Raw genomic sequence first — 20971 nt, forward strand, 5'->3', positions numbered from 1 at the left:
CCGCAGGAGCGACACCCGATAGTAACCGCCGAGCGCGCGGGACCGTGATCAGCGCAGCGCCGAGAGCGCGACCGCCACGCCGTCCTGGTGGACCGACGGGATCACGGCGGAGGCCACGGCCCGCACCTCGTCGGGCGCCTGCCCCATCGCGAGCCCTGCGCCCTCGGCGGCGGCCCAGGTGAGCATCTCGATGTCGTTGCGGCCGTCGCCCAGCGCGACCACGTCGCTCCGCTCGATGCCCAGCTCCTCGCGGACGACCTCGAGCGCGGTGGACTTGTTGACGCCGTGCGGGGCGATGTCGAGCCAGGCGGTCCAGCCGATCGCGTAGCTGACCTGGTGCAGGCCCATCTCCTCGACCAGCGAGGTGAACTCCTCGATGCCGGTCTCGGGCGAGATCACGACGACGCGGGTGCACAGCCGGCCGAGCAGCTCCTCGAAGGGGACGTGGGTCGTCTCGGCACCCATCACGGCGCCGCCCGGGAACGCCTCGGTGTAGAAGAAGGCGCCGTCCGCGTCCTCGACGGCGTAGTGCGCGTCGGGGAGGGAGCGGCGGATGGTCTCGAGGACCTCCGTCGGGTCGAAGGTCTCGACCGTCTCGGGGACGTAGGCGCCGGACGCGTCGCGGCGGAGCGTGACCGCTCCGTTGCAGCAGATCACGTACTCGGGCGAGATCCCGAGGCGCTCGACGACCGGCAGGGTGGAGGAGGGCGAGCGCCCGGTGGCGAGCATCACCTCGTCGCCCTGGGCGGCCACGCGGGTGATCGCGTCCGTCACCGCGCGGGTGATGGTGCCGTCCTCGTGCATGACGGTGCCGTCGATGTCGAGGGCGACGAGGCGGCGGCCGGAGGCGCGGGCCGCGCTCATGCGACGGGCTCGAGCACCTCGAGGCCGCCGAGGTGGGGCCGCAGCGCCTCGGGGACGAGCACCGAGCCGTCCGCCCGCTGGTGGGTCTCGAGGAGGGCGACGATCCAGCGGGTGGTCGCGAGCGTGCCGTTGAGGGTGGCGACCGGAGCCGTCCTCCCCGACTCGGTGCGGTAGCGGGTGTCGAGGCGGCGGGCCTGGAACGTGGTGCAGTTCGAGGTCGAGGTCAGCTCGCGGTAGGTCTCCTGCGTGGGGACCCACGCCTCCACGTCGAACTTGCGCGCCGCGCTCTGGCCGAGGTCGCCGGCCGCCGTGTCGATGACGCGGTAGTGCAGGCCGAGGCTCTGCAGGACGTCCTCCTGGTAGGAGAGCAGGCGCGCGTGCTCCGCCTCGGCGTCCTCGGGGAGGGTGTAGACGAACATCTCGAGCTTGCTGAACTGGTGCACGCGGATGATGCCGCGGGTGTCCCGTCCGCCCGAGCCCGCCTCGCGGCGGTAGCAGGTGCTCCAGCCCGCGTAGCGCTTCGCGCCGCCGGAGAGGTCGAGGATCTCGTCGGCGTGGTAGCCGGCGAGGGCGACCTCGCTGGTGCCGGTGAGGTAGAGGTCGTCGTCGCGGAGGCGGTACACCTCGTCGTCGTGCTCGCCGAGGAAGCCGGTGCCGTCCATGATCTCGGGGCGCACGAGGGTGGGCGTGATCAGCGGGGTGAAGCCGGCGGCGAGCGCCTTCTCGAGGCCCAGGTTCATCAGGGCGATCTCGAGGCGGGCGACCAGGCCCTTGAGGAAGTAGAAGCGCGCGCCGCTGACCTTCGCGCCGCGCTGCATGTCGATGCCGTCCAGCAGCTCGCCGAGCTCGAGGTGGTCGCGCGGGGCGAAGTCGAAGACGGGGCGCTCGCCGACCGTCCTGACGAGCTCGAACGACTCCTCGCCGCCCGCGGGGACGCCCTCGATGATCGGGTTGGCGATGCGCTTCACCAGCACGGTGAAGGCGTCGTCGGCCTCGGACGCCTCCTGCTGTGCCTGCTTGGCGGCGGCGGCGAGGCGCTGGGCCTCGGCGACGAGCGCCGCCTTCTCGTCCTTCGGAGCCTTGGCGACGGTCTTGCCGAAGGCGTTCTGCTCGGCTCGGAGCCGCTCCGCCTCGGTGATCGCCGCACGGCGCACGCGGTCGGCCTCGAGCGCCTCGTCGACCAGCTCGACGGAGTCGCCGCGCGCCTCCTGCGAGCGCTTCAGGACGTCCGGGTTCTCGCGCAGAAGTACGGGATCAATCACCCCAGCAGTGTAGAGGAGGGCCGGGACGGGCCGCCGCCCGCGCGTACCCCCGGGGCCGGCTGAGCATCGGCCGCGAGGAGGCATCCGATCGCGCGGGCGGCTGCGAATGTGAGTCGTCCCCCGAGAACGTCCCCCCGCGTTCGACACCCCTGCTCCCCTGAAGGCTCTCCCATGCACGCCACCCCCCTCATCGACGCGACCCCCGGCGTCGTCCTCGAGCGCGACGGCTCCGTCGCCCGGATCACCCTCAACCGCCCCGACGCCCTCAACGCGATCGACCTCGGCACCGCGCGACTGCTGCTGAGCACCGTCGCCGACCTCGACGCCGACGCCGGCTGCTCCGTCATCGTGATCGCCGCGGCCGGCCGCGCGTTCTGCACGGGCGGCGACATCTCGGCGATCATGGGGTCCGAGCACCCGGACCACTACCTGCGCGACGTCGCGACCACGACCGCCCAGGTCATCCGCCTGCTCGAGGACAGCCGCGCCGTCGTCGTCTGCGCGATCGACGGCATGGTCGCCGGCGCCGGCATCGCCTTCGCTCTGGCCGCCGACATCGTGATAGCGACTCCCGCCGCCCTCTTCCTCAGCGCGTACGGCGACGTCGGGCTCGTCCCGGACGTCGGAGTCACCGCCGCGCTCCCCCGCGTCGTCGGCCGCCGCCGCGCGCTGGACTTCGTGCTGTCCGGCCGCCCGGTCCGCGCGGCCGAGGCGCTGGAGTGGCAGCTCGTGACCGAGGTCGTGCCGCGCGCCGACCTCGCCGGCCGCGTCGACGAGCGCCTGCGCGCCCTGGCGGCGAAGCCGGCGCACGTCGCGTCCGCCGCCCGCCGCCTCCTGCGCACCGACCCGCTCGACCGCGCCGAGCGCATCGTCGAGGAGACGGACACCCTGGTCGAGTTCCTGGCGGTCCCCGCCACGCGCACGCTCCTGGACGCCGAGCACGAGCGCCAGGCCCGCCGCGCCGCCCGGGCGACGGCCTCGCTCTGACCCGGCGCGAGCGTCCTCGACGACGCTCCGGCTCCGGGCCGGGCGGACGTCCGCCCGACGGCCCGCGGATCGGCCGGGCGTTCTCCTCCGATCTCGGCTACGGTGGTCCCCGCGAAGGGGAGTAGTTCCCACCGTCCGCCGAGCGGACGACGAGGCGCGTCGACATGCTGGTCCGGGACGATCCGGGCCCGGCGCTCCACCCCGGCTCCGGCCGGGGCGAACGAGACCTTCGGTCAGTCGACGCACGTCCTGACCGGTCCTCTCGCGCGGGTCGGCGGACCTGAGCCAGGAGATCGCATGGCGACCACCGCCCCCACCCCCAGTCCCGCACAGGTGCGCCGCTGGCGCCGCTACCTCGCCGACGAGCTCGCCGAGGCCTCCGTGTACCGCGACCTCGCCGGCCGCCGCTCCGGCGAGGAGCGGGAGATCCTGCTCGCGCTCGCCGTGGCCGAGGGACGCCACGAGGAGCACTGGCGCGAGCTGCTCGGCTCCGCGGCGGAGCCCGCGCCCCGACCGGACCTCCGCACGCGCTTCCTCGGCTTCCTCACCCGCCGTTTCGGCTCCGTGTTCGTCCTCGCCCTGATCCAGCGCGCCGAGGCCCGCTCCCCCTACGCCGACGACGACGATGCCACCGAGGCGATGGCCGCCGACGAGCGGATCCACGGCGAGGTCGTACGCGGGCTCGCCGAGCGCGGTCGCAACCGCCTCTCCGGGACGTTCCGCGCGGCGGTCTTCGGAGCGAACGACGGCCTGGTCTCGAACCTCGCCCTCGTGCTCGGAGTGGGGGCGAGCGGAGTCGGGACGGGCGTCGTCCTGTTCACGGGCATCGCGGGCCTGCTCGCCGGCGCCCTCTCGATGGGCGCGGGCGAGTTCGTCTCGGTGCGCTCGCAGCGCGAGCTGCTCTCGGCCTCCAGCCCGGACCTCGACGCGAACCGCATCGTCCCCGATCTGGACGTCGACGCGAACGAGCTCGCCCTGGTCTACCGCGCTCGCGGGATGACTCAGGAGCAGGCCGACGCGCGTGCCGCCTCCGTCTTCACGGGCCTGCGCGGCGGCGCCGTCACCTCCCCCATCACGCTGGGCGGTCCCGCAGGAGACCCCGACGTCGACGAGCACGAGTCGATCGGCACGGGCATGGGCGCGGCGCTGTCGAGCTTCTGCTTCTTCGCCTCGGGCGCGATCATCCCGGTGCTGCCCTACCTGCTCGGCCTGACGGGGCTCGCCGCGGTGGTCGTCGCCTGCGTGCTCGTGGGCATCGCCCTGCTCGCCACCGGCGCGGTCGTCGGGCTGCTCTCAGGCGCCCCGCCGCTGGCCCGGGCGCTGCGCCAGCTCGGGATCGGCTACGGCGCGGCACTGGTGACCTACCTCCTCGGCCTGCTCTTCGGCGCGTCCGGAGTCTGAGCCTCGGCCTCGAGGAGCTGCGCGGACTCGCGCGGCTCCTCGGCGCGGGGCCGCACGACGACGCCGCGCCACCGCAGCGCGGCCACTCCGACCGCCAGCAGCAGCGACGCCGGCAGGCAGCCCAGCAGGGGGATGCAGGAGTAGTAGAGGAGCTGCCGCTGGATCCACGCGGGCGAGGGCACGTCGGAGTCGCCGTAGTAGGGCGGAGGCGGCGAGGAGTAGCCGGTGTAGAGGAGCGCGAGGCCGATCAGGGTCCCCGCGAGGCCGGCGAGCAGGAGCACGAGGAGCCACGGGTTCCGCAGCAGGGGCGCCTCGCGCACGGGCTCGGCGGGAGGTGCGGGAGCGGGGTCGGCGGCCGGCTCCGGCAGGGGTGCGGGCGCGGTCTCGGCGCCGAGGCGGTGCGACCGCCGGCCCTCGGCGGCTCCGGCGATGTCGGGCAGGGCCATGATGCGGCGCGGTCCCGGCACGGACGAGGAGCCGGGGCGGACCACGCGCGACTCCGGGGGCGCGGGACGAGCGGCGGCTCCGGACGTGGCGGCGGAAGCGCCGGGGGCGGCACCCGTGCCGGGCCTGGCGAACGCCCGCTCGTCGCCTCTCAGACGCTCCACCGGTCCCGAGAACCCGCGCTGGAAGGCCGGGTCGTAGCGCGGGTCGACCCGTTCGTCGTCGTCAGTCATCGTCGCGACCCGTCATCGTCGTCCCCGGTCATCGTCGTCCCCGGTCATCGTCGACCTCCGGCTCGTGGGAGAGGATCCCGCGCAGCCAGTCGCGGGCCTCGAGGAACACCTCGTCGTCGTAGCGTCGCACGGAGGTGACCGGGCGGCGGTCAGCGCGCGGATACGAGCCGAGGAAGATCACCTTCGGGCTGAAGCGCCGCAGCCCCATCAGCGCGTCGGCGACCCGCTCGTCCTGGACGTGCCCGTCGAGGTCGATGACGAACCGGTACCGGCCGAGGGCGTCGCCGATCGGCCGCGACTGGATCATGCTCAGGTTCACCCCGCGGGTCGCGAACTGCTCGAGCATGTCGAGCAGGGCGCCCGGCTGGTCGGCCGGGAGCTCGGCGATCACGCTGGTCTTGTCGGCGCCGGTCGGCTCGGGCAGCGCGTGCGAGCGCGAGACGTGCACGAAGCGCGTGACGGCGTTCGGGTTGTCGCCGATCCGCTCCGCCAGCACCGCGACGTCGTGGTGGGCGACGATCCCGGGAGGGGCGATGGCCGCGTCCGCGGGAGATCCGCCCAGCAGGTCGACGGTGGCCTGGACGTTGCTGGAGGCGGGCAGGTGCTCGTGGCTGGGGATCTCGCGGTCGAGCCACACCCGGCACTGTCCGTAGGCCACGGGGTGCGCGGCGACGGTGCGCACCTCCTCGAGGCTCGTCCCCGGGCGGCCGACCAGGATGAACGACACCGGCACCAGGTACTCGCCGACGATGCGCAGCCCCGGGATCCGCGCCAGCGCGTCCTGCGCGGCCGTCACTCCGCCCTCGACCGAGTTCTCGATCGCGATCACCGCGCCGTCGCTGCGGCCGGTGACCAGATCGCTCAGCGCCTCCCCCACGTTCGCGACGCTGCGCCACAGCTGTCCGCGCGCCTCCGGGACCTGCGCGAGGGCCGCCTCCGTGAACGTGCCGCTGGGCCCGAGATAGCTGTAGGCACGGGTCTCGGGGGCGCTGTCGGGCATGGCGCAAGCCTAGCCAGCCGCGGTACCCCTGGAGGGGGCCGGACTGCCACTATGGACCGCATGACCGATCGCGCAGGGAAGCCGGCACAGGCCTCCGATCTCATCGACGTCGAGGCCCTCGTGAGGGCGTACTACGAGAAGAAGCCGGACGTCTCCGACCCGGCTCAGAAGGTGGTGTTCGGAACCTCGGGCCACCGCGGATCCTCGTTCGACACGGCCTTCAACGAGGACCACATCGCCGCCGTCACCCAGGCGATCGTCGAGTACCGGACCGAGCAGGGCATCACCGGCCCGCTGTTCATCGGCGCCGACACGCACGGGCTCTCCCGCCCGGCCCTCACCACCGCCCTCGAGGTCCTGGTGGGCAACCAGGTCCGCGTGCTCGTGGACGAGTTCGACGACTTCGTGCCGACCCCGGCGCTCAGCCACGCGATCCTCCGCTACAACAACGACCCCGCGCACACCGACCGGGCCGACGGCATCGTGGTCACCCCCTCGCACAACCCGCCCCGCGACGGCGGCTTCAAGTACAACCCGCCGCACGGCGGCCCCGCCGACTCCGACGCGACGACCTGGATCGCCGACCGGGCCAACGAGCTCATCGCCGACGGCAACCGCGGCGTGACCTCGGCCGAGCCCTCCGCGGTCGAGACCTACGACTACCGCACGCACTACGTCGCGGACCTGGCGAACATCATCGACCTCGACGCGATCCGGAAGGCCGGCGTGCGGATCGGGGCCGACCCCCTCGGCGGTGCCTCCGTGCACTACTGGCAGCTGATCGCCGAGATGCACGGCCTCGACCTGACCGTGGTGAACGGGGAGGTCGACCCGGCCTGGGGCTTCATGACCCTCGACTGGGACGGCAAGATCCGGATGGACCCGTCCTCCCCCAGCGCGATGGCCTCGGTGGTCGCGCGCGCCGGCGACTTCGACATCCTCACCGGCAACGACGCCGACGCGGACCGGCACGGCATCGTCACCCCCGACGGCGGGCTGATGAACCCCAACCACTACCTGGCCGTCGCGATCGACTACCTCTACCGCCACCGCACCGGCTGGCGCGAGGACGCGGCGATCGGCAAGACGCTGGTCTCCTCCTCGATCATCGACCGGGTCGCGGAGTCGCTGGGCCGGCGCCTCTGGGAGGTCCCGGTGGGCTTCAAGTGGTTCGTCCCCGGGCTGGTCGACGGCTCGGTCGGCTTCGGGGGCGAGGAGTCCGCGGGCGCCTCGTTCCTCCGCTTCGACGGCACCGTCTGGACCACCGACAAGGACGGCATCCTCCTCGCGCTGCTCGCCTCCGAGATCGTGGCGGTCACCGGGAAGAGCCCGTCGGCGCTCTACCGCGAGCTGACCGAGCGCTTCGGCGACCCGGTCTACGAGCGCGTGGACGCGGTGGCGACGAAGGCGCAGAAGGCGGCCCTCGGCAAGCTGGACGGCGACGCGATCGCGGCGACGACCCTCGCCGGGTCCGAGATCACCGCGAAGCTCTCGAAGGCGCCCGGCAACGGCGCGGCCGTCGGAGGCGTCAAGGTCGTCACGGAGGACGCCTGGTTCGCCGCGCGCCCCTCCGGCACCGAGGACGTCTACAAGATCTACGCCGAGAGCTTCCGCGGCCTCGACCACCTGCACGAGGTCCAGGCCGAGGCGCGCACGATCGTGGACGCGGCGCTGAACTCCTAAGCGCTGCGCTCAGTCGCCCGAGAGGCTCGTTCCCGACCAGGAGAACGAGCCGTCTCGGGAGACTGAGCGGCGGTGAGGCGGGGGCCGGCTACCAGCGCGGGTGGACGGTGGGGCGGAAGTGGGTGTCGTAGAGGGCGTTCACGGCCTCCATGAAGGCGGGGCCGAGGGGCGCGGCGGAGGCGGCGGCCGCGTTGGCGCGGGCCTGCTCGGGCGAGCGGGCGCCGGGGATCACCGAGGTGACGCCCTCCTGCTGGATGATCCAGGCGAGTGCGGCCGCCGCGGGGGCGAGGCCGTGGTCGTCGGCGAGGCGGGAGAACTCCTGCGCGGCCTCCACGCCGGTCGCGAAGTCGACGCCCGAGAAGGTCTCGCCGACGTCGAAGGCGGAGCCGTCGCGGTTGTAGCTGCGGTGGTCCTCCGGCGCGAACACGGTCTCGGTCGTGTAGCGGCCGCTGAGCAGGCCCGAGGCGAGCGGGACGCGCGCGAGGATGCCGACGCCGGCCTCGCGGGCGGCGGGCAGCACCTCGTCGAGCGGCTTGAGGCGGAACGCGTTCAGGATGATCTGGACGCTCGCGACGTTCGGGCGGGCGATGGCGGTCAGCGCCTCCTCCGTGCGCTCGACCGAGACGCCGTAGGCGGCGATCGCGCCCTCGGCGACGAGGGTGTCGAGGGCGTCGTAGACGGCGTCGTCGGAGTAGACGGAGGTGGGCGGGCAGTGCAGCTGCACCAGATCGAGGGTGTCGACGCCGAGGTTGGCGCGCGAGCGGTCGGTCCAGGCGCGGAAGTTGTCGAGCACGTAGTTGGCGGGGATCTGCTCCGCGCGACGGCCCATCTTGGTGGCGACGAAGACCTGCGCGTCGGGGTGCGCCGCGCGGTAGGCGCCGATCGTCCGCTCGCTGCGGCCGTCGCCGTAGACGTCGGCGGTGTCGAAGAGGGTCACCCCCGACTCCACCGCGGCGTCGAGCACGGCGAGGGCGTCGGTCTCGGCGACGTCCCCCCAGTCGGCACCGAGCTGCCAGGTTCCGAGGCCGACGACGGAGACGGGGGCGCCGGTGCGTCCGAGGATTCGAGTTTCCATGCCTCCACCGTAGGTGCGGCCGAGCCCGCGGCGGACCCCCTTGCGCGTGCTCTAACGTCGAGGGCATGCCCCTCCTCGTGCTCGGAAGCGCCAACCTCGACCACGTCCACCGGGTCGCCCGCATCCCCGCTCCCGGAGAGACGGTGCTCGCCCTCGATGCGAGCACCTTCCCGGGCGGCAAGGGCCTCAACCAGGCCGTCGCGGCCGCACGGACCGAGCCCGGCACCGTCTTCGTCACGAGCCTCGGACGCGACTCGGCGGGAGACCGGCTCGCCGCGGTCCTCGGCGAGGAGCCGCTGGAGCTGCGCGCCCGCCGCGGCGACGTCCGCACCGGCACCGCGCAGATCACCGTGGACGAGCGCGGGGAGAACGCGATCGTCGTCGACTCCGGAGCGAACGCCGCCCTGGTCGGGTTGACCGCCGAGGAGTCGGCCCTGGTGGCGGCGGCCGACGCCCTGCTCCTCCAGCTCGAGATCCCGACAGCGACGGTGACGGAAGCGGCCCGCGCCGCGCGCGCCGGCGGCACGGTGTCGATCCTGAACGCCGCTCCGATCGGACCGCTGCCGGAGGAGCTCCTGGCGGTGCTCGACGTGCTGATCGTCAACGAGCACGAGGCCCGCGAGCTCGCCGCCGATCGCGGCATCACCGCCGCCGACGACGACGCGCTCGCCGCTGCCCTCACCGCGCTGGTGCCGCTCGTGCTGGTCACCCTCGGCTCCGACGGCGTCGTCGTGGCGGTCCGCGACCGCGAGCCGGTGCGCACCCCGGCCTTCCGGGTGGAGGCCGTGGACACCACCGGCGCCGGCGACACCTTCTGCGGCGCCTTCTCGGCCCGGCTCGCCGCCACGGGAGCACGGCTCGACGATCCGGAGCAGCTGGTCGCCCTCACCCGCTGGGCGAGCGCGGCCGCGGCGATCTCGGTCACCCGCGCCGGAGCGGCGGTGTCCGCGCCGACGGCGGCCGAGACGGACGCGTTCCTCGCCGAGCGCGCCTGAGGGGGAAGCTCTTCGGGGAGGCTCGCCTGAGCGGGAAGCTCCTCAGGGAGGACGGAGCGGACACCGACCTCGGGCGCCCTGCAGCACCGTCGCTCCGGTCGGCACGGTGCACTCCGGAGAAGCACGAGAGCGCTCGGCCCGGCTCCGCTCCTCACGGCGGGGCGTCCCGCCCGGCGGACAGCCGCGCCCGCTCCCCGATCCGGCTAGTCGATCGCGGCGACCCGGACGGTCACCCGCGGCCGCAGCTCCGGATGCACCCGGACGCACCACTCGCGCACCGCGGCTCCGATCGCGCGCGCCACGTCCGGCGCGGACGCCTCCGCGGTCACGCAGAGGTCGACGGCCACGGACACCTCGTCCCCCGCGACGCGGACCAGAACCGGATCGGCGAACGTGCCGCCGCTCGCGGTGCCCAGCGGCTCGACCACGATCCCGGTCGCGCTCAGCGCCGTCGCCGCGTGCGCGAGCACGTCGCGCACCTCGGGCCTGGCCGGCATCAGGGTCGCGACGCCGTCCAGGGCGCGCAGCTCCGCAGCGAGCGCGGACACCGGATCGACCGGGGCCGCCGCCTCGAGGCCGCTCACGACTCCTCCGTCCCGGGGACGTAGACGTCCTCCACGCGGACGTCGATCCTCGACACCCGCAGCTCGGTCTGGGTCAGCAGCCGCGAGTGCACGCGCTCGCGCACCTGCTGGGCCGCCTCGGCGATCGGCACCCCCCAGAAGACCGAGATCGTCAGCTCCACCACGACCTCCGCGCCCGGCTCGGCGATGTCGCCGACCAGGCGGCAGCGGCCGACCAGCACGCCGGCGACGCTGTCGCCCGCCTCGCGCACGAGTCCGCGGACCGCTCCCTCGGTGATCGTGAGCGCCACGTCGGGCTGGACGCTCGCCAGCGGGATGTCGCGTCCGGCCCGCGACTCGCGGCGCACCTGGGTGAGGATCGAGCCGAACCAGCTCTCCTCCGGCGCGGGCAGGCGTGCGGCGTCGTCGTCGATGAGCGCGCCGGAGAGGGCGCGCACGCGCTCGAGGGCGCGCAGAGTGCGCCGGTGCTCCGGCGACTCCTCGATGGCGGGGTCGTACGGAGTGCGCCCGCGGTCGAGGTAGTCGCTCAGCTCGTCGATGCCGATGCCGTCGCCCTCCTGCTCCGTCGCGTCCGCCTCCCGCTCGAGCGCGGGCGGCAGCACGACGTCGTGCTCCCCCGCGCGCTCCGGCCCGTCGCCGGGACCCTGGTCCGCGTTCATCGCGTCTGCTCCCTCATCGCCAGTCCTCCATCGCCACGACCAGCGACTCGCGCGCGCGGGCGAGCTTGCCCCGCACGGCGGTCACCGTGAGACCGAGGTGATCGGCGATCTCGTTGTACGACTCCCCGCCGACCTCGCGCAGCACCCAGCACTGCCGCTGCGACTCCGGCAGCTCGGACAGGGCGTGCGCGAGAGCCCGCATGGCGTCGCTCTGCTCGGCGGCCTCGAACGGGCCGGGCTCTCGGGCCGGGGGATGCTCCACGGCGTCGACGTCGTCGGTCGGGCGGCGCTGGCGCAGCAGGTCGACGCTGGAGCGGCTGACGATCCGCATCATCCAGCTGCGCACGCTCGCCGGCTCCTTGAGCTGCGGGAGCTGCGCCCAGACCGTGATCAGCGCGTTCTGCACGGCGTCGGAGGCGTCGGCCTGCGAGCCGGTGAGGCGCCAGGCGTAGGCGCGGAGGATCGACTGGTGCCGCTTGACGAGCACCTCGAAGGCGCGCACGTCGCCCTCGGCGGAGCGCTCGGCGAGCAGCGCGTCGCTCGCCGCTTCCAGTCCGGGCACGGCGCCTCCTCCCTCCCCGCTCACGCGGCCTCGGGCCGCCTCTCAGGTGACGCTCAGGATAAAGTCCACCGAGCACCGTGACGAACGCCGTCCGGGCTCCGTCTCACTCATGAAAGCACAGCCCGACCGGATTTCCGCCGGGCCTTCGACCCCGGTCTGCTCAGCAACGGCAGCCGATGAGACGTCCAGGAGACCTCATGAGCGACACCACGCGCACCCCCTCCACCACCCGCGTCGACAAGACCTCCGTCGACACGGTCACGACCCTCGGCGGCTCGCGGACCTCCGGCACCGCCCAGGGCACCACGGTCATCGACGACAGCGTCGTGGCCAAGGTCGCCGGCATCGCGGCCCGCCAGGTGCCCGGCGTCTTCGCCCTCGGCAACAACGCCGCCCGTGCCTTCGGCGCGATCCGCCAGGCGGTCGGCGGCGCCGACCACGCCCAGGGCGTGAGCGTCGAGGTCGGCGAGACCCAGGTCGCGGCCGACGTGACCATCGTCGTCGAGTACCCCGTGCCGATGCAGAAGGTCGCCGACTCCGTCCGCGCCGCCGTCTCCGAGGCCATCACCGAGCTCGTCGGCATGGCCGTCTCCGAGATCAACGTCGCCGTCGTCGACGTGCACATCCCCGGCGACGACAAGGACGACGAGGCCACCGAGAGCCGCGTCCGATGAGCGACTTCCAGCGACCCGCGCCCACCGCCCCCGGCGGCCGCAGCACCGTGCTCGGTGTCGTGATCGGCGCGATCCTCGCCTTCGCGGCCCTGATGTTCGGCTTCTGGGGCTTCGTCCTGACCGCCCTCTTCATGGCCCTCGGCGTCGTGATCGCCCGCATCGCCGACGGCACCCTCGACGTGCGCAGCCTCGTGGACGTGTTCCGCGGCCGCACCACCTCCCGCTAGGAGCCCACCGTGACCGCTCTCGACACGCGTCCCGCATCGCCGGTGGCGGGCACCGTCACCATCACCGTCCGCTCCATCGAGCGCGCCGCCGTGGCGATCGTCCACGAGGAGCTGGGCGTGGAGGTCTCCGCGATCCGCGTCCGCCTCTCCGACGACCGGGGCGGCCTCGCCCTCGCGGTGACCGCGCCGGTCGTCGTCGAGCCGGGCACCGCCCCGGCCGGCGGCTCCCTGCTCGAGCGCCTGCACGGCGACCGCACCCGCATCGCCTCCCGCATGGAGGCGCTGACCGGGCGCACCGTCAGCCGGATCGACATCCGGGTCACGGGCACCCGCACCCGAAGCACGAGGAGAGTCGCATGAGCCCCGCACCGTCGGCGCCCGACACCCGCTACAGCCGCTACCTCCGTCGCGAGACCCACAAGTCCCGCTCCGCCGCGCAGATCGTCGTCCTGGTGCTCATCGCCCTGGTCGCGGCCTACGTCGGCACGGAGGCGGTGCTCGCGATCCTCGGCGCCGCGCCCCTGCTCGCCGCACCGTCCGCCCTGCTGGGCGCGATCGTCGGAGTCGCGTCGCTGGCGAACCCCGCCCTCATCGGCGTGGCCGTCGGCGCGGGCGTCCTCGCTCTGGTCCTTCTGGTGCTCGCACTGGCACCCGGAGCCCGGGCCCGCCACACCGTGGACGACGACCGCCTCGCCGTGGTCGTGGACGACGGCGTGATCGCCTCCTCCCTGGCCCGCGCAGCCCGCACGGCCGCCCACTCCCGCCGCGAGGACACCCGCGCCTCGCTCGGCCGGCGCACCGCACTGGTCGAGGTGACCCCCGCCTCCGGCATCGCGGTCGACCGCGACGCCGTGCAGAGCGCCGTCGACGAGGAGCTCGTCCGCATCGGCGCGAAGCCCGCCCCGCGCTCCACCGTCCGCGTCTCGACCTCCGGGAGGATCTGATGACCACGAGCAACCGCTTCGTCAACCGGCTCGTCCTGCTCGTCGTGGGCCTCGTGCTCGCGCTGGTCAGCGCCGGAGCCGTCCTGATCGCCGTCTCGCAGCCGGTCCGCGACTCCGTCCTCTCCTTCGCCGACGGCGAGGGCGCGGCCCTGGTGTCGCGCCTCTCCCCCGAGGAGGGCACCGCCTGGAGCGATGCCGCCGTCCTCTGGCCGCTCTACGCCGTCGTCGGGATCTGCCTCCTCGGCATCGTCCTCGCGCTGGTGATGGCCTTCGCCCACGGTCACGGCCGCACCGGCACCGTCCTCCGCGACGAGGCCGAGGGCGCGCCCGCCGGGGGGATCGAGATCGCGACCGGCTTCGCGGAGGACGTCCTCGAGACGGCCCTCGCGGGCCGGACGGAGCTCCTCGACGTCACGGTCGCGGCCTACCGCCACGGCTCCGAGACGGCGCTGAAGGTGCGCGTCCTCCCCCGCGGCGGCGTCTCGCCCCGCACCGTGGTCGACGCCGTGCACCAGGAGGTCGACGCTCTCGACACTCTCCTCGGCGCCCGCCTGCCGGTCCTGCTCGAGGTCGCCTCGAGCGCCCGGGCCGGCTTCTCCAAGGAGGACCGGGTCGCCTGACCCCGGTCCCGCAGCTTCCCCGGCACCCGCCGGCGGATGGTCACACCGAACAGAAGGAGCCCCTCATGGGTGCAGACGACAAGATCCGCAACGCAGCCGAGAACCTGGTCGGCAAGGCCAAGGAGGCCGTCGGCAAGCTGACGGACAACGAGCGCCTCGAGGCCGAGGGCCAGGCCGACCAGACCAAGGCCCACACCAAGAAGGTCGGCGAGGACGTCAAGGACGTCTTCAAGAAGTGATCTGACCGGAACCTCGACGGGGCCGTCACCGCATCAGCGGTGACGGCCCCGTCGTCGTGCGTGGAGCGGGTGCGTCGAGCGTCAGACGCCCCAGAACATGATCCGGCCGGCGGAGGCCGCGTCGATGCTCTGGTCGTGGTTGTCGGCGGTGTGCGAGGAGTAGAGGATCCTGTCGCCGTCGACGCTGGTCACGACGCCCGTGTGGTCCCAGTCGCCCGAGCCGTCCCAGTCGAACTGGACGATGTCGCCCGGCTTCACCCGGCTCCGCTCGGAGTCGGGGATGGCGGTCGCGCGCTCGGGGTGCGCGGCGAGGTAGGCGTTGAACGCTGTCGACGACGCCCAGGCTGAGCTGTAGCCGCCGGAGGAGGAGTAGCTCCACTCGCCGTCCATCTCCCAGCCGCGGGCGATCAGCGACTGCGAGGTGAAATTGACGCAGTCGTTGCCCGAGATCACGCCGTACTGGGCCGAGTTGTAGTCGTTCCAGTAGGTGGAGAGGTAGTCGAGCTGCGAGGCCAGGCGGCTCGCGTCCAGCGCGGCCTGGGCCTTCGCGGCCTCGATCGCCGGGTCGGGCGTGTAGGCGAAGGTGATCGCCGAGGCGACGACCTTCGTGCTGGCGAGCACGCCGGTCGCGGCGGGGCTGGGAGTGGCGGTCGCGGTCGGGGCGGCGAGGTCGGTCGAGGCCTCGGCCGTCGTGCCCTCCGCGGCGCCCGACGTGTCGACGGCCGGCTGCACCGCGTCGGCCGGGGTCCCGTCGACGGTGACCGCCGCGGCGGAGTCGGTGACCGCGTCGAACGTGATGGCCTGACCGTCGGCGTCGAAGAAGGCGACCGGGACCTCGCCCGCTGCCTCTCCGTCGGCCGGAGGGGCGGTGACCGTGATCTGGTCGGGGTTGTCGACCGCGACGCTGCCCTCGGCCTCGCCGAAGCGGACGGTGGCGACCGAGTCCAGGTTCGATCCCTCGAGCGTCACGCTCGTGCCGCCGGCGACGGTGCCGGAGGTGGTGGAGACGGAGCTGAGGACGACCCGGGCGGAGGCAGTGGTCGCGGGGAGCACGGCGACGCTGGTCGAGGTCGGAGCAGCGGAGGGCGTCGCGGTGGCCGACTCGGCCGAGGAGCCGGTGCCGACGGTGAGGCTCAGGCTCGACGCGACGGCCACGACGACGAGCCCGCCGGAGACGGCGAGCGCCAGCGTGCGCGGGGACGGGCGGAAGAAGGAGGCCCCGCGGCGGGCGGGCGCGGTGCGGAGCCGGTGCCCCTCCGCTTCGCGGCGGTCGCGGCGGGACGAGAACGATCCCTCCGGGGCGGGGTGCACCGGGGCGGGAGCCGAGGGCTGCTCGGGAGCGGCGGCGGGTGCGGCGGGCCGGATGCGGCCCTCGCGCTCGCGGGCCTCGCGGCGGGTCAGCGGAGCGCCGGGCCTCGGCGCAGGGGTCGCGGGGTGGTCGGCGGGCAGGGTGGAGCGGGTGGAGCGAGGGGGCACAGAGAGGTCTCACGGGTCGGCGGCTCGGCGGGGGACCGGGCTCGGGAGCAGGGGAAGCGGCTATGTCACCAGGCGGGGGTGGGAGATCCGTCAGACGGGCCTCCGAAAGCGCTCCGAATAACAGTACGGTAACGAGCGGCGCGTGTCACGCCCGATCGTGTCCGTCTGTGATCGCTAGACCGCCTAGGAAGTGGTCCCCGGCGCGTAATCGGGCGCATCCGGAAGGCCGAAGGCGCGCTCGAGCGTCTCGATGCCGGAGTCGTGCAGGTACCCGGAGAGCTGGGTCCCGACGTACCGCAGGTGGTACGGCTCCGACTCGTACCCCGTGATCGGAGTGGTGTCGGGCTTGTAGCGCACGAGAAAGCCGAAGCGGTGGGCGTTGGCGCCGACCCACTGCCCCTCCGGAGTGTCGCCCCAGCAGATCTCGAGCGCGCACGCGCCCGACGCTCCCACCACGTCGACCGCCCAGCCGGTCTGGTGCTCACTGTGCCCCGGGCGCGCACTCGTCGCATCCGCTCCCGCCTGCCCGCGCGAGGACACCCAGCCCGCGTAGACGCTGACCTGGGTGTCGTAGGAGCGGTAGGCGCTCTGCACCGCCAGCGAGAGGCCGGCCTCGGAGCGGGCGGCGGCGAAGAGCGGGACGAGGGCGTCCGCGGTCGCCTGGCGCATCGGCTGCCGGTTGACGTAGGGCACGTCGGGGAAGGTCAGGTCGGCGGGGACGTAGTCGACCGGCGCGAGCGTCCGCAGCTTGTTGACGACGACCCAGGTGCTCGCCGGGTCGTCGACGGACTGCGCGGTGAGGTCGATCCCGGAGGCGGTGGGAGTGGGAGTGGGAGTGGCGGTCGGCACCGCCGTGGGCGTCGAGGTGGTCGCGGCCGCGGAGGGCGACGGAGCGGGCGGCGCCGTCGAGGGGGTCGGCGAGGGCGCCGGCGCTCCGTTCCCGATGGCGGCTCCGACCCCCAGCGCGGTCAGGCCCGCCGCGGCGGCCACACCCCCGATGACCAGGGCTCGGCGGCCGACGGGGCGCCCATCGGTCGGCTCGTTCTCGTTCGACGTCATCCTCCGAGCCTAGACAGACCCGTTCCTGCGCATCTGCTGAAGCACCGGCGATCGGTTCTGTCCACCCGTGCCCCTCCACGCGGGTCGCGCATATCCTCTAAGGATTCACATAAGCAGACCCCCTAGCTTGAGTGACAGCCACGACTCCGCGTGCGACCGCCCCCTCGGCTGCACGGCCCCCCACGGAGCCGTCGATGGAAGGACCCCATGCTCCGACCCCTCACCGCACCCTCCGTCCCTCTCGCCGCCCTCGCTCGGACGCTCGAGATCGGCGACGAGGGCGGCCTGACGGCCGAGATCAGCGGAGTGACGCTGATCGCCTCCGACGTCGAGCCCGGCGACCTCTTCGTCGCCCTGCCCGGGGTCAACCGCCACGGGGCCGAGTTCGTCGAGCAGGCCGTGGCCCGCGGCGCCTCCGCCGTGCTGACCGACGCCGCGGGCGCCGACGCCGCGCGCGCGACCGGTCTGCCCGTCCTCGTGGTCGACGACCCCCGCTCCCGCCTGGGCGCCGTCGCCGCCGCCGTCTACGGGACGGCCGAGCGCTCCCCCGTGCTGCTCGGCGTGACCGGCACCAACGGCAAGACGTCGACCGTCCACATGCTCGAGGGGATCCTCCGCCAGCTCGGCGTCGTGCCCGGCCTCAGCTCGACCGCGGAGCGCCACATCGGCGACACCTCGGTGACCAGCGGCCTGACCACCCCGGAGGCGACGGAGCTGCACGCGCTCGTCGCCCGCATGGAGGAGGAGGGCGTCGGCGCGGCCGCGATCGAGGTCAGCGCCCAGGCGCTCACCCGCCACCGCGTCGACGGCGTGGTCTTCGACGTCGCCGGCTTCACGAACCTCAGCCACGACCACCTCGACGACTACGGCGACATGGACACCTACTTCGGCGAGAAGGCCCAGCTGTTCCAGCCCGATCGCGCGCGCCGGGCCGTCGTCTCGCTCGACTCCCCCGCGGGCGCGCGCCTCGTCGAGGTCGCCGGCGTGCCGGTCACCACGATCACCTCCCTCCCGGGCGTCGACGCCGACTGGACCATGACGGTGCTCGAGCAGGAGTTCGGCCGCACCCGCTTCCGGATCGGCAACCGCGAGGGCCGTGCCATCACGACCTCCGTCCCGATCATCGGCACCCACATGGCCGCCAACGCCGGACTGGCGATCGTGATGCTGATCGAGTCCGGTCGGCCGATCGGCGAGATCCGCGCCGCGCTGCACCGCGACGGCGGAGTGGACGCCTCCCTCCCCGGCCGCACCGAGCGCGTCTCCGGCGACCGCGGCCCCACGGTGTACGTCGACTTCGGACACAGCGCCGACGCCTTCGCCCGCACCCTGGAGGCCGTCCGCGAGGTCACTCCCGGCCGCGTGGTCATGGTGTTCGGCGCCGACGGCGACCGGGACGCGCTCAAGCGCCCGGCCATGGCCGAAGCCGCCGTCCTGGGCAGCGACGTGCTGGTCGTGACCGACCACCACCCGCGCTTCGAGGACCCGGCCTCGATCCGGCGCACCCTCGTCGAGGCCGCCCGCGCCGCACGTCCGGACGCCGAGATCCACGAGGTCGACGACCCCAAGCGCGCCATCCGCGTCGCCGTGTCCCTGGCGCACGAGGGCGACGCCATCCTCTGGGCCGGCCCCGGGCACCAGAACTACCGCGACATCCTCGGCGTGCGCACGCCGTACTCGGCCCGAGCCGAGGCCCGCGCAGCGCTCCGCGAGGCCGGCTGGGCGGACGAGGCGGTCCCCGCTCCGGCCTGATGCACGGCCCCGGCACGGCGGCCCTGAGATCCCGTTCAGGCTCGCCGGACGCTCTGTCGCGCTCTCCGCACGCGGTGTAACTTTGCGCAGCACGCAACGTTTGCGGCGGATCGCCGTGCCTGGACGCGTCCGCCAGACAAGGGGACCACCGTGGCCGACTCCGCCTCCGCTCCATCCGCTCCGACCTCGACGCCGTCCGGCGCCGTGATGTCGCACCGGCAGATCCTGTTCGTCATCTTCGGCCTGATGGCGGGGATGTTCCTCTCCTCGCTCGACCAGACCATCGTCGGCACCTCGATGCGCACCATCGCGGACGACCTCGACGGCCTCTCGCAGCAGGCGTGGGTGACCACCGCCTACCTGATCGTCTCGACGATCGCGACGCCGATCTACGGCAAGCTCTCCGACATCTTCGGACGCCGCCCGCTCTACCTGATCGCGATCGTGCTGTTCCTGATCGGCTCGACGCTCGCCGGCTTCTCGACCTCGATGCTCGGCCTCGCGGGCTTCCGCGCCGTGCAGGGCCTCGGCGCCGGCGGGCTCATGTCGCTCGCGCTCACGGTGATGGGCGACATCCTGCCCCCGCGCGAGCGCGCCAAGTACCAGGGCTACTTCCTGGCCGTCTTCGGGATCTCCAGCGTCGTCGGACCGCTCATCGGCGGCCTGCTCGCCGGCACCCCCGAGATCCTCTTCATCACCGGCTGGCGCTGGGTCTTCCTGATCAACCTCCCGATCGGCGCCGTCGCGCTCTTCATCGTCGTGCGGTTCCTCCACCTGCCCAAGCCCGCCGGCAAGCGCTCGGTGCGGATCGACTGGTGGGGCGCCTCCCTCGTCGTCATCGCCGCGGGACCGCTGCTGCTGATCGCCGAGCAGGGCCGCGAGTGGGGCTGGGGCTCGCCGATCGCGTGGGTCTGCTACATCGTCGGCGCGCTGGGCGTCATCGGCTTCATCGCGGCCGAGCGGATGATGGGCGACGACGCGCTCATCCCCCTCAAGCTCTTCCGCTCGCCGACCTTCTCGATGGCGACCGTGCTGGGCGTCCTCGTCGGCTTCGGCATGTTCGGCGGCATGATGGCGATCCCGCTGTACCTGCAGCTGGTGAACGGCGCCACGCCGACCGAGTCCGGCTTCCTGATGCTGCCGATGATCCTCGGCCTGATGATCGCCTCGATCGTCTCGGGTCAGATCATCTCGCGCACGGGCCGCTACCGCGCCTTCCCGATCGTCGGCACGTTCCTGATGTCGGCCGCGTTCTTCTACTTCACCTTCGTGACGATCGACAAGCCGGTGATCTTCATGATGGGCGGGATGCTGATGCTGGGCCTCGGGCTCGGGCAGATGATGCAGACCCTCACCCTGGCCTCGCAGAACTCGGTCGACGTGGCGAACATGGGAGTCGCGACCAGCGCCTCCACGTTCTTCCGCCAGATCGGCGGCACCCTGGGCACCGCCGTGATCTTCTCGGTGCTGTTCAGCCGGATCCCCGACACCATCGCCGCGGCCTTCAAGAACCCGGCGCTCGCGGCGGATCTGCAGCGGGCCGTCACCGATCCGGCCGTCGCCGCGGACCCGGCCAACGCCGGGATCCTGAAGCTGCTGCAGTCGCAGGACACCGCCGCGATCGGCTCCGCGCTCGACGGGGACACGTCGTTCCTGAACACCGCGGACCGCGCCCTGTCGGCCCCGTTCCTGACCGGGTTCAACGACGCGACCGTGACCGTGTTCCAGGTCGCGCTGGGCGTGGTCCTGCTGGCCTTCGTCCTCTCGTGGTTCCTCAGGACCCCGCCGCTGCGGGCGAAGTCGGCCATGCAGGAGGCGCACGACCTCGCGGCCGAGGACAGCGCGGAGGAGCTGCGCGACACGGACCCGCAGCTGGCCGCGCGCGCCGGGGCCGACCTGGCCGCGGGCAGCATCGAGCCGGACGTCCGGACGGACTCGATCCGCACCGCTCCTCCCCGCGACGGGCACGGCGCCCACCGGGCCTGATCGGGAAGCGCCGACCGGCCCGCGTCCTGCGCTCCGCTCCTCTCCTCCGAGGCGCCGCCTCCGCCGCCCGGACACCGCCCTCACCGCGGTGTCCGGCCGGGGAGGCGGCGCCTCGCGGTCGTCCGGGGTGCGGTGTCCCGCGTTCCGGGGCGAGAGAGCGCTCCACCGGGGCTCTAGGATGGTCGGACCGCTGCCGAAGGAGTCCGCAATGAGCGCCGCCTCCCCGGCCGGACACCGCGGTGAGG

At 73.5% G+C, this 20971-nt stretch carries 22 protein-coding genes; 12 read left to right on the top strand and 10 right to left on the bottom strand.

Features of this window, described 5'->3' with window-relative positions:
• Nucleotides 1–48: 48 nt before the first annotated feature.
• Together C5B93_RS11395 and serS are read right to left on the bottom strand one after the other, a co-directional pair.
• A complete protein-coding gene (locus C5B93_RS11395; protein ID WP_104247582.1) occupies nt 49–864 on the bottom strand; it encodes an HAD family hydrolase in 816 nt (271 codons plus the stop codon).
• A complete protein-coding gene (gene serS, locus C5B93_RS11400) occupies nt 861–2126 on the bottom strand; it encodes a serine--tRNA ligase (protein WP_104233941.1) in 1266 nt (421 codons plus the stop codon). Before serS ends, C5B93_RS11395 begins: the two co-directional genes overlap by 4 nt.
• 171 nt (nt 2127–2297) lie before the next feature.
• Between serS and C5B93_RS11405 the strand changes: the two genes are divergently transcribed.
• Together C5B93_RS11405 and C5B93_RS11410 are read left to right on the top strand one after the other, a co-directional pair.
• Nucleotides 2298–3113 carry an enoyl-CoA hydratase/isomerase family protein gene (locus C5B93_RS11405; RefSeq protein ID WP_104292497.1) on the top strand — a complete coding sequence of 272 codons (816 nt, stop codon included), beginning with the start codon at nt 2298–2300 and terminating at the stop codon, nt 3111–3113.
• Nucleotides 3114–3410: 297 nt separating this feature from the next.
• Nucleotides 3411–4514 (top strand): VIT1/CCC1 family protein, encoded by a 1104-nt coding sequence (locus tag C5B93_RS11410; RefSeq protein WP_104224963.1) that lies wholly within the window; start codon nt 3411–3413, stop codon nt 4512–4514.
• On the opposite strand, the gene C5B93_RS11415 is transcribed toward C5B93_RS11410, so the two are convergent.
• Entirely contained in the window at nt 4475–5191 is a 717-nt protein-coding gene (locus C5B93_RS11415; protein ID WP_104267752.1) for a hypothetical protein, read from the bottom strand. The genes C5B93_RS11410 and C5B93_RS11415 overlap by 40 nt on opposite strands.
• A gap of 28 nt (nt 5192–5219) precedes the next feature.
• A complete protein-coding gene (gene pheA, locus C5B93_RS11420) occupies nt 5220–6191 on the bottom strand; it encodes a prephenate dehydratase (protein WP_104247578.1) in 972 nt (323 codons plus the stop codon).
• Between the two features lie 60 nt (nt 6192–6251).
• Between pheA and pgm the strand changes: the two genes are divergently transcribed.
• Nucleotides 6252–7874 (top strand): phosphoglucomutase (alpha-D-glucose-1,6-bisphosphate-dependent), encoded by a 1623-nt coding sequence (gene pgm, locus C5B93_RS11425; protein ID WP_104226793.1) that lies wholly within the window; start codon nt 6252–6254, stop codon nt 7872–7874.
• Nucleotides 7875–7962: 88 nt separating this feature from the next.
• Here the strand turns inward: pgm and C5B93_RS11430 are convergent, their stop codons facing one another.
• Nucleotides 7963–8949 carry an aldo/keto reductase gene (locus C5B93_RS11430; RefSeq protein ID WP_104226781.1) on the bottom strand — a complete coding sequence of 329 codons (987 nt, stop codon included), beginning with the start codon at nt 8947–8949 and terminating at the stop codon, nt 7963–7965.
• Between the two features lie 65 nt (nt 8950–9014).
• On the opposite strand from C5B93_RS11430, the gene C5B93_RS11435 reads away from it, so the two are divergent.
• A complete protein-coding gene (locus C5B93_RS11435; RefSeq protein ID WP_104292498.1) occupies nt 9015–9944 on the top strand; it encodes a ribokinase in 930 nt (309 codons plus the stop codon).
• A 203-nt stretch (nt 9945–10147) separates the two neighbouring features.
• Here C5B93_RS11435 and C5B93_RS11440 read toward each other — a convergent pair whose 3' ends face one another.
• Genes C5B93_RS11440 through C5B93_RS11450 form a run of 3 tightly spaced genes read right to left on the bottom strand, consistent with a single transcriptional unit; the run spans nt 10148 to nt 11749 of the window.
• Nucleotides 10148–10528, bottom strand: a complete 381-nt coding sequence (locus tag C5B93_RS11440) for a hypothetical protein (RefSeq protein WP_104224958.1) — start codon at nt 10526–10528, stop codon at nt 10148–10150.
• Nucleotides 10525–11187, bottom strand: coding sequence for an Asp23/Gls24 family envelope stress response protein (locus C5B93_RS11445; RefSeq protein WP_104292499.1), 663 nt, complete (start codon nt 11185–11187; stop codon nt 10525–10527). The genes C5B93_RS11440 and C5B93_RS11445 overlap by 4 nt, the downstream gene beginning before the upstream one ends.
• A gap of 13 nt (nt 11188–11200) precedes the next feature.
• Complete coding sequence (locus C5B93_RS11450) at nt 11201–11749, bottom strand: RNA polymerase sigma factor (protein ID WP_104224956.1); 549 nt, start codon at nt 11747–11749, stop codon at nt 11201–11203.
• A gap of 197 nt (nt 11750–11946) precedes the next feature.
• Here C5B93_RS11450 and C5B93_RS11455 point away from each other — a divergent pair, with 197 nt between their 5' ends.
• The 6 genes from C5B93_RS11455 to C5B93_RS11480 all read left to right on the top strand — a co-directional run bounded on the left by C5B93_RS11455 (nt 11947) and on the right by C5B93_RS11480 (nt 14453).
• Complete coding sequence (locus C5B93_RS11455; RefSeq protein ID WP_104224955.1) at nt 11947–12423, top strand: Asp23/Gls24 family envelope stress response protein; 477 nt, start codon at nt 11947–11949, stop codon at nt 12421–12423.
• A complete protein-coding gene (locus tag C5B93_RS11460) occupies nt 12420–12650 on the top strand; it encodes a DUF2273 domain-containing protein (RefSeq protein ID WP_104292500.1) in 231 nt (76 codons plus the stop codon). The genes C5B93_RS11455 and C5B93_RS11460 overlap by 4 nt, the downstream gene beginning before the upstream one ends.
• Before the next feature lie 9 nt (nt 12651–12659).
• Entirely contained in the window at nt 12660–13010 is a 351-nt protein-coding gene (locus C5B93_RS11465; protein WP_104224953.1) for a hypothetical protein, read from the top strand.
• Nucleotides 13007–13594 carry a DUF6286 domain-containing protein gene (locus C5B93_RS11470; RefSeq protein WP_104257943.1) on the top strand — a complete coding sequence of 196 codons (588 nt, stop codon included), beginning with the start codon at nt 13007–13009 and terminating at the stop codon, nt 13592–13594. Before C5B93_RS11465 ends, C5B93_RS11470 begins: the two co-directional genes overlap by 4 nt.
• On the top strand, nt 13594–14214 hold the full coding sequence (locus C5B93_RS11475; RefSeq protein ID WP_104292501.1) for a hypothetical protein: 621 nt from the start codon (nt 13594–13596) through the stop codon (nt 14212–14214). The genes C5B93_RS11470 and C5B93_RS11475 overlap by 1 nt, the downstream gene beginning before the upstream one ends.
• A 65-nt stretch (nt 14215–14279) precedes the next feature.
• A complete protein-coding gene (locus C5B93_RS11480; RefSeq protein WP_104226788.1) occupies nt 14280–14453 on the top strand; it encodes a CsbD family protein in 174 nt (57 codons plus the stop codon).
• 81 nt (nt 14454–14534) lie between these two features.
• Here C5B93_RS11480 and C5B93_RS11485 read toward each other — a convergent pair whose 3' ends face one another.
• Both C5B93_RS11485 and C5B93_RS11490 read right to left on the bottom strand, forming a co-directional pair.
• Nucleotides 14535–15929, bottom strand: a complete 1395-nt coding sequence (locus C5B93_RS11485) for an amidase domain-containing protein (RefSeq protein ID WP_104292502.1) — start codon at nt 15927–15929, stop codon at nt 14535–14537.
• 183 nt (nt 15930–16112) lie between these two features.
• Nucleotides 16113–16988 carry a D-alanyl-D-alanine carboxypeptidase family protein gene (locus C5B93_RS11490; RefSeq protein ID WP_104292503.1) on the bottom strand — a complete coding sequence of 292 codons (876 nt, stop codon included), beginning with the start codon at nt 16986–16988 and terminating at the stop codon, nt 16113–16115.
• A gap of 207 nt (nt 16989–17195) precedes the next feature.
• Here C5B93_RS11490 and C5B93_RS11495 point away from each other — a divergent pair, with 207 nt between their 5' ends.
• Nucleotides 17196–18740, top strand: a complete 1545-nt coding sequence (locus C5B93_RS11495; RefSeq protein ID WP_104292504.1) for a Mur ligase family protein — start codon at nt 17196–17198, stop codon at nt 18738–18740.
• Between the two features lie 207 nt (nt 18741–18947).
• The gene (locus C5B93_RS11500; protein ID WP_104292508.1) at nt 18948–20726 is read left to right on the top strand and encodes an MDR family MFS transporter; all 1779 of its coding nucleotides are present in this window, start codon (nt 18948–18950) and stop codon (nt 20724–20726) included.
• Nucleotides 20727–20971 lie beyond the last annotated feature (245 nt).

Source organism: Rathayibacter sp. AY1A2 (assembly GCF_002930935.1).
Classification (GTDB): Bacteria; Actinomycetota; Actinomycetes; order Actinomycetales; family Microbacteriaceae; genus Rathayibacter.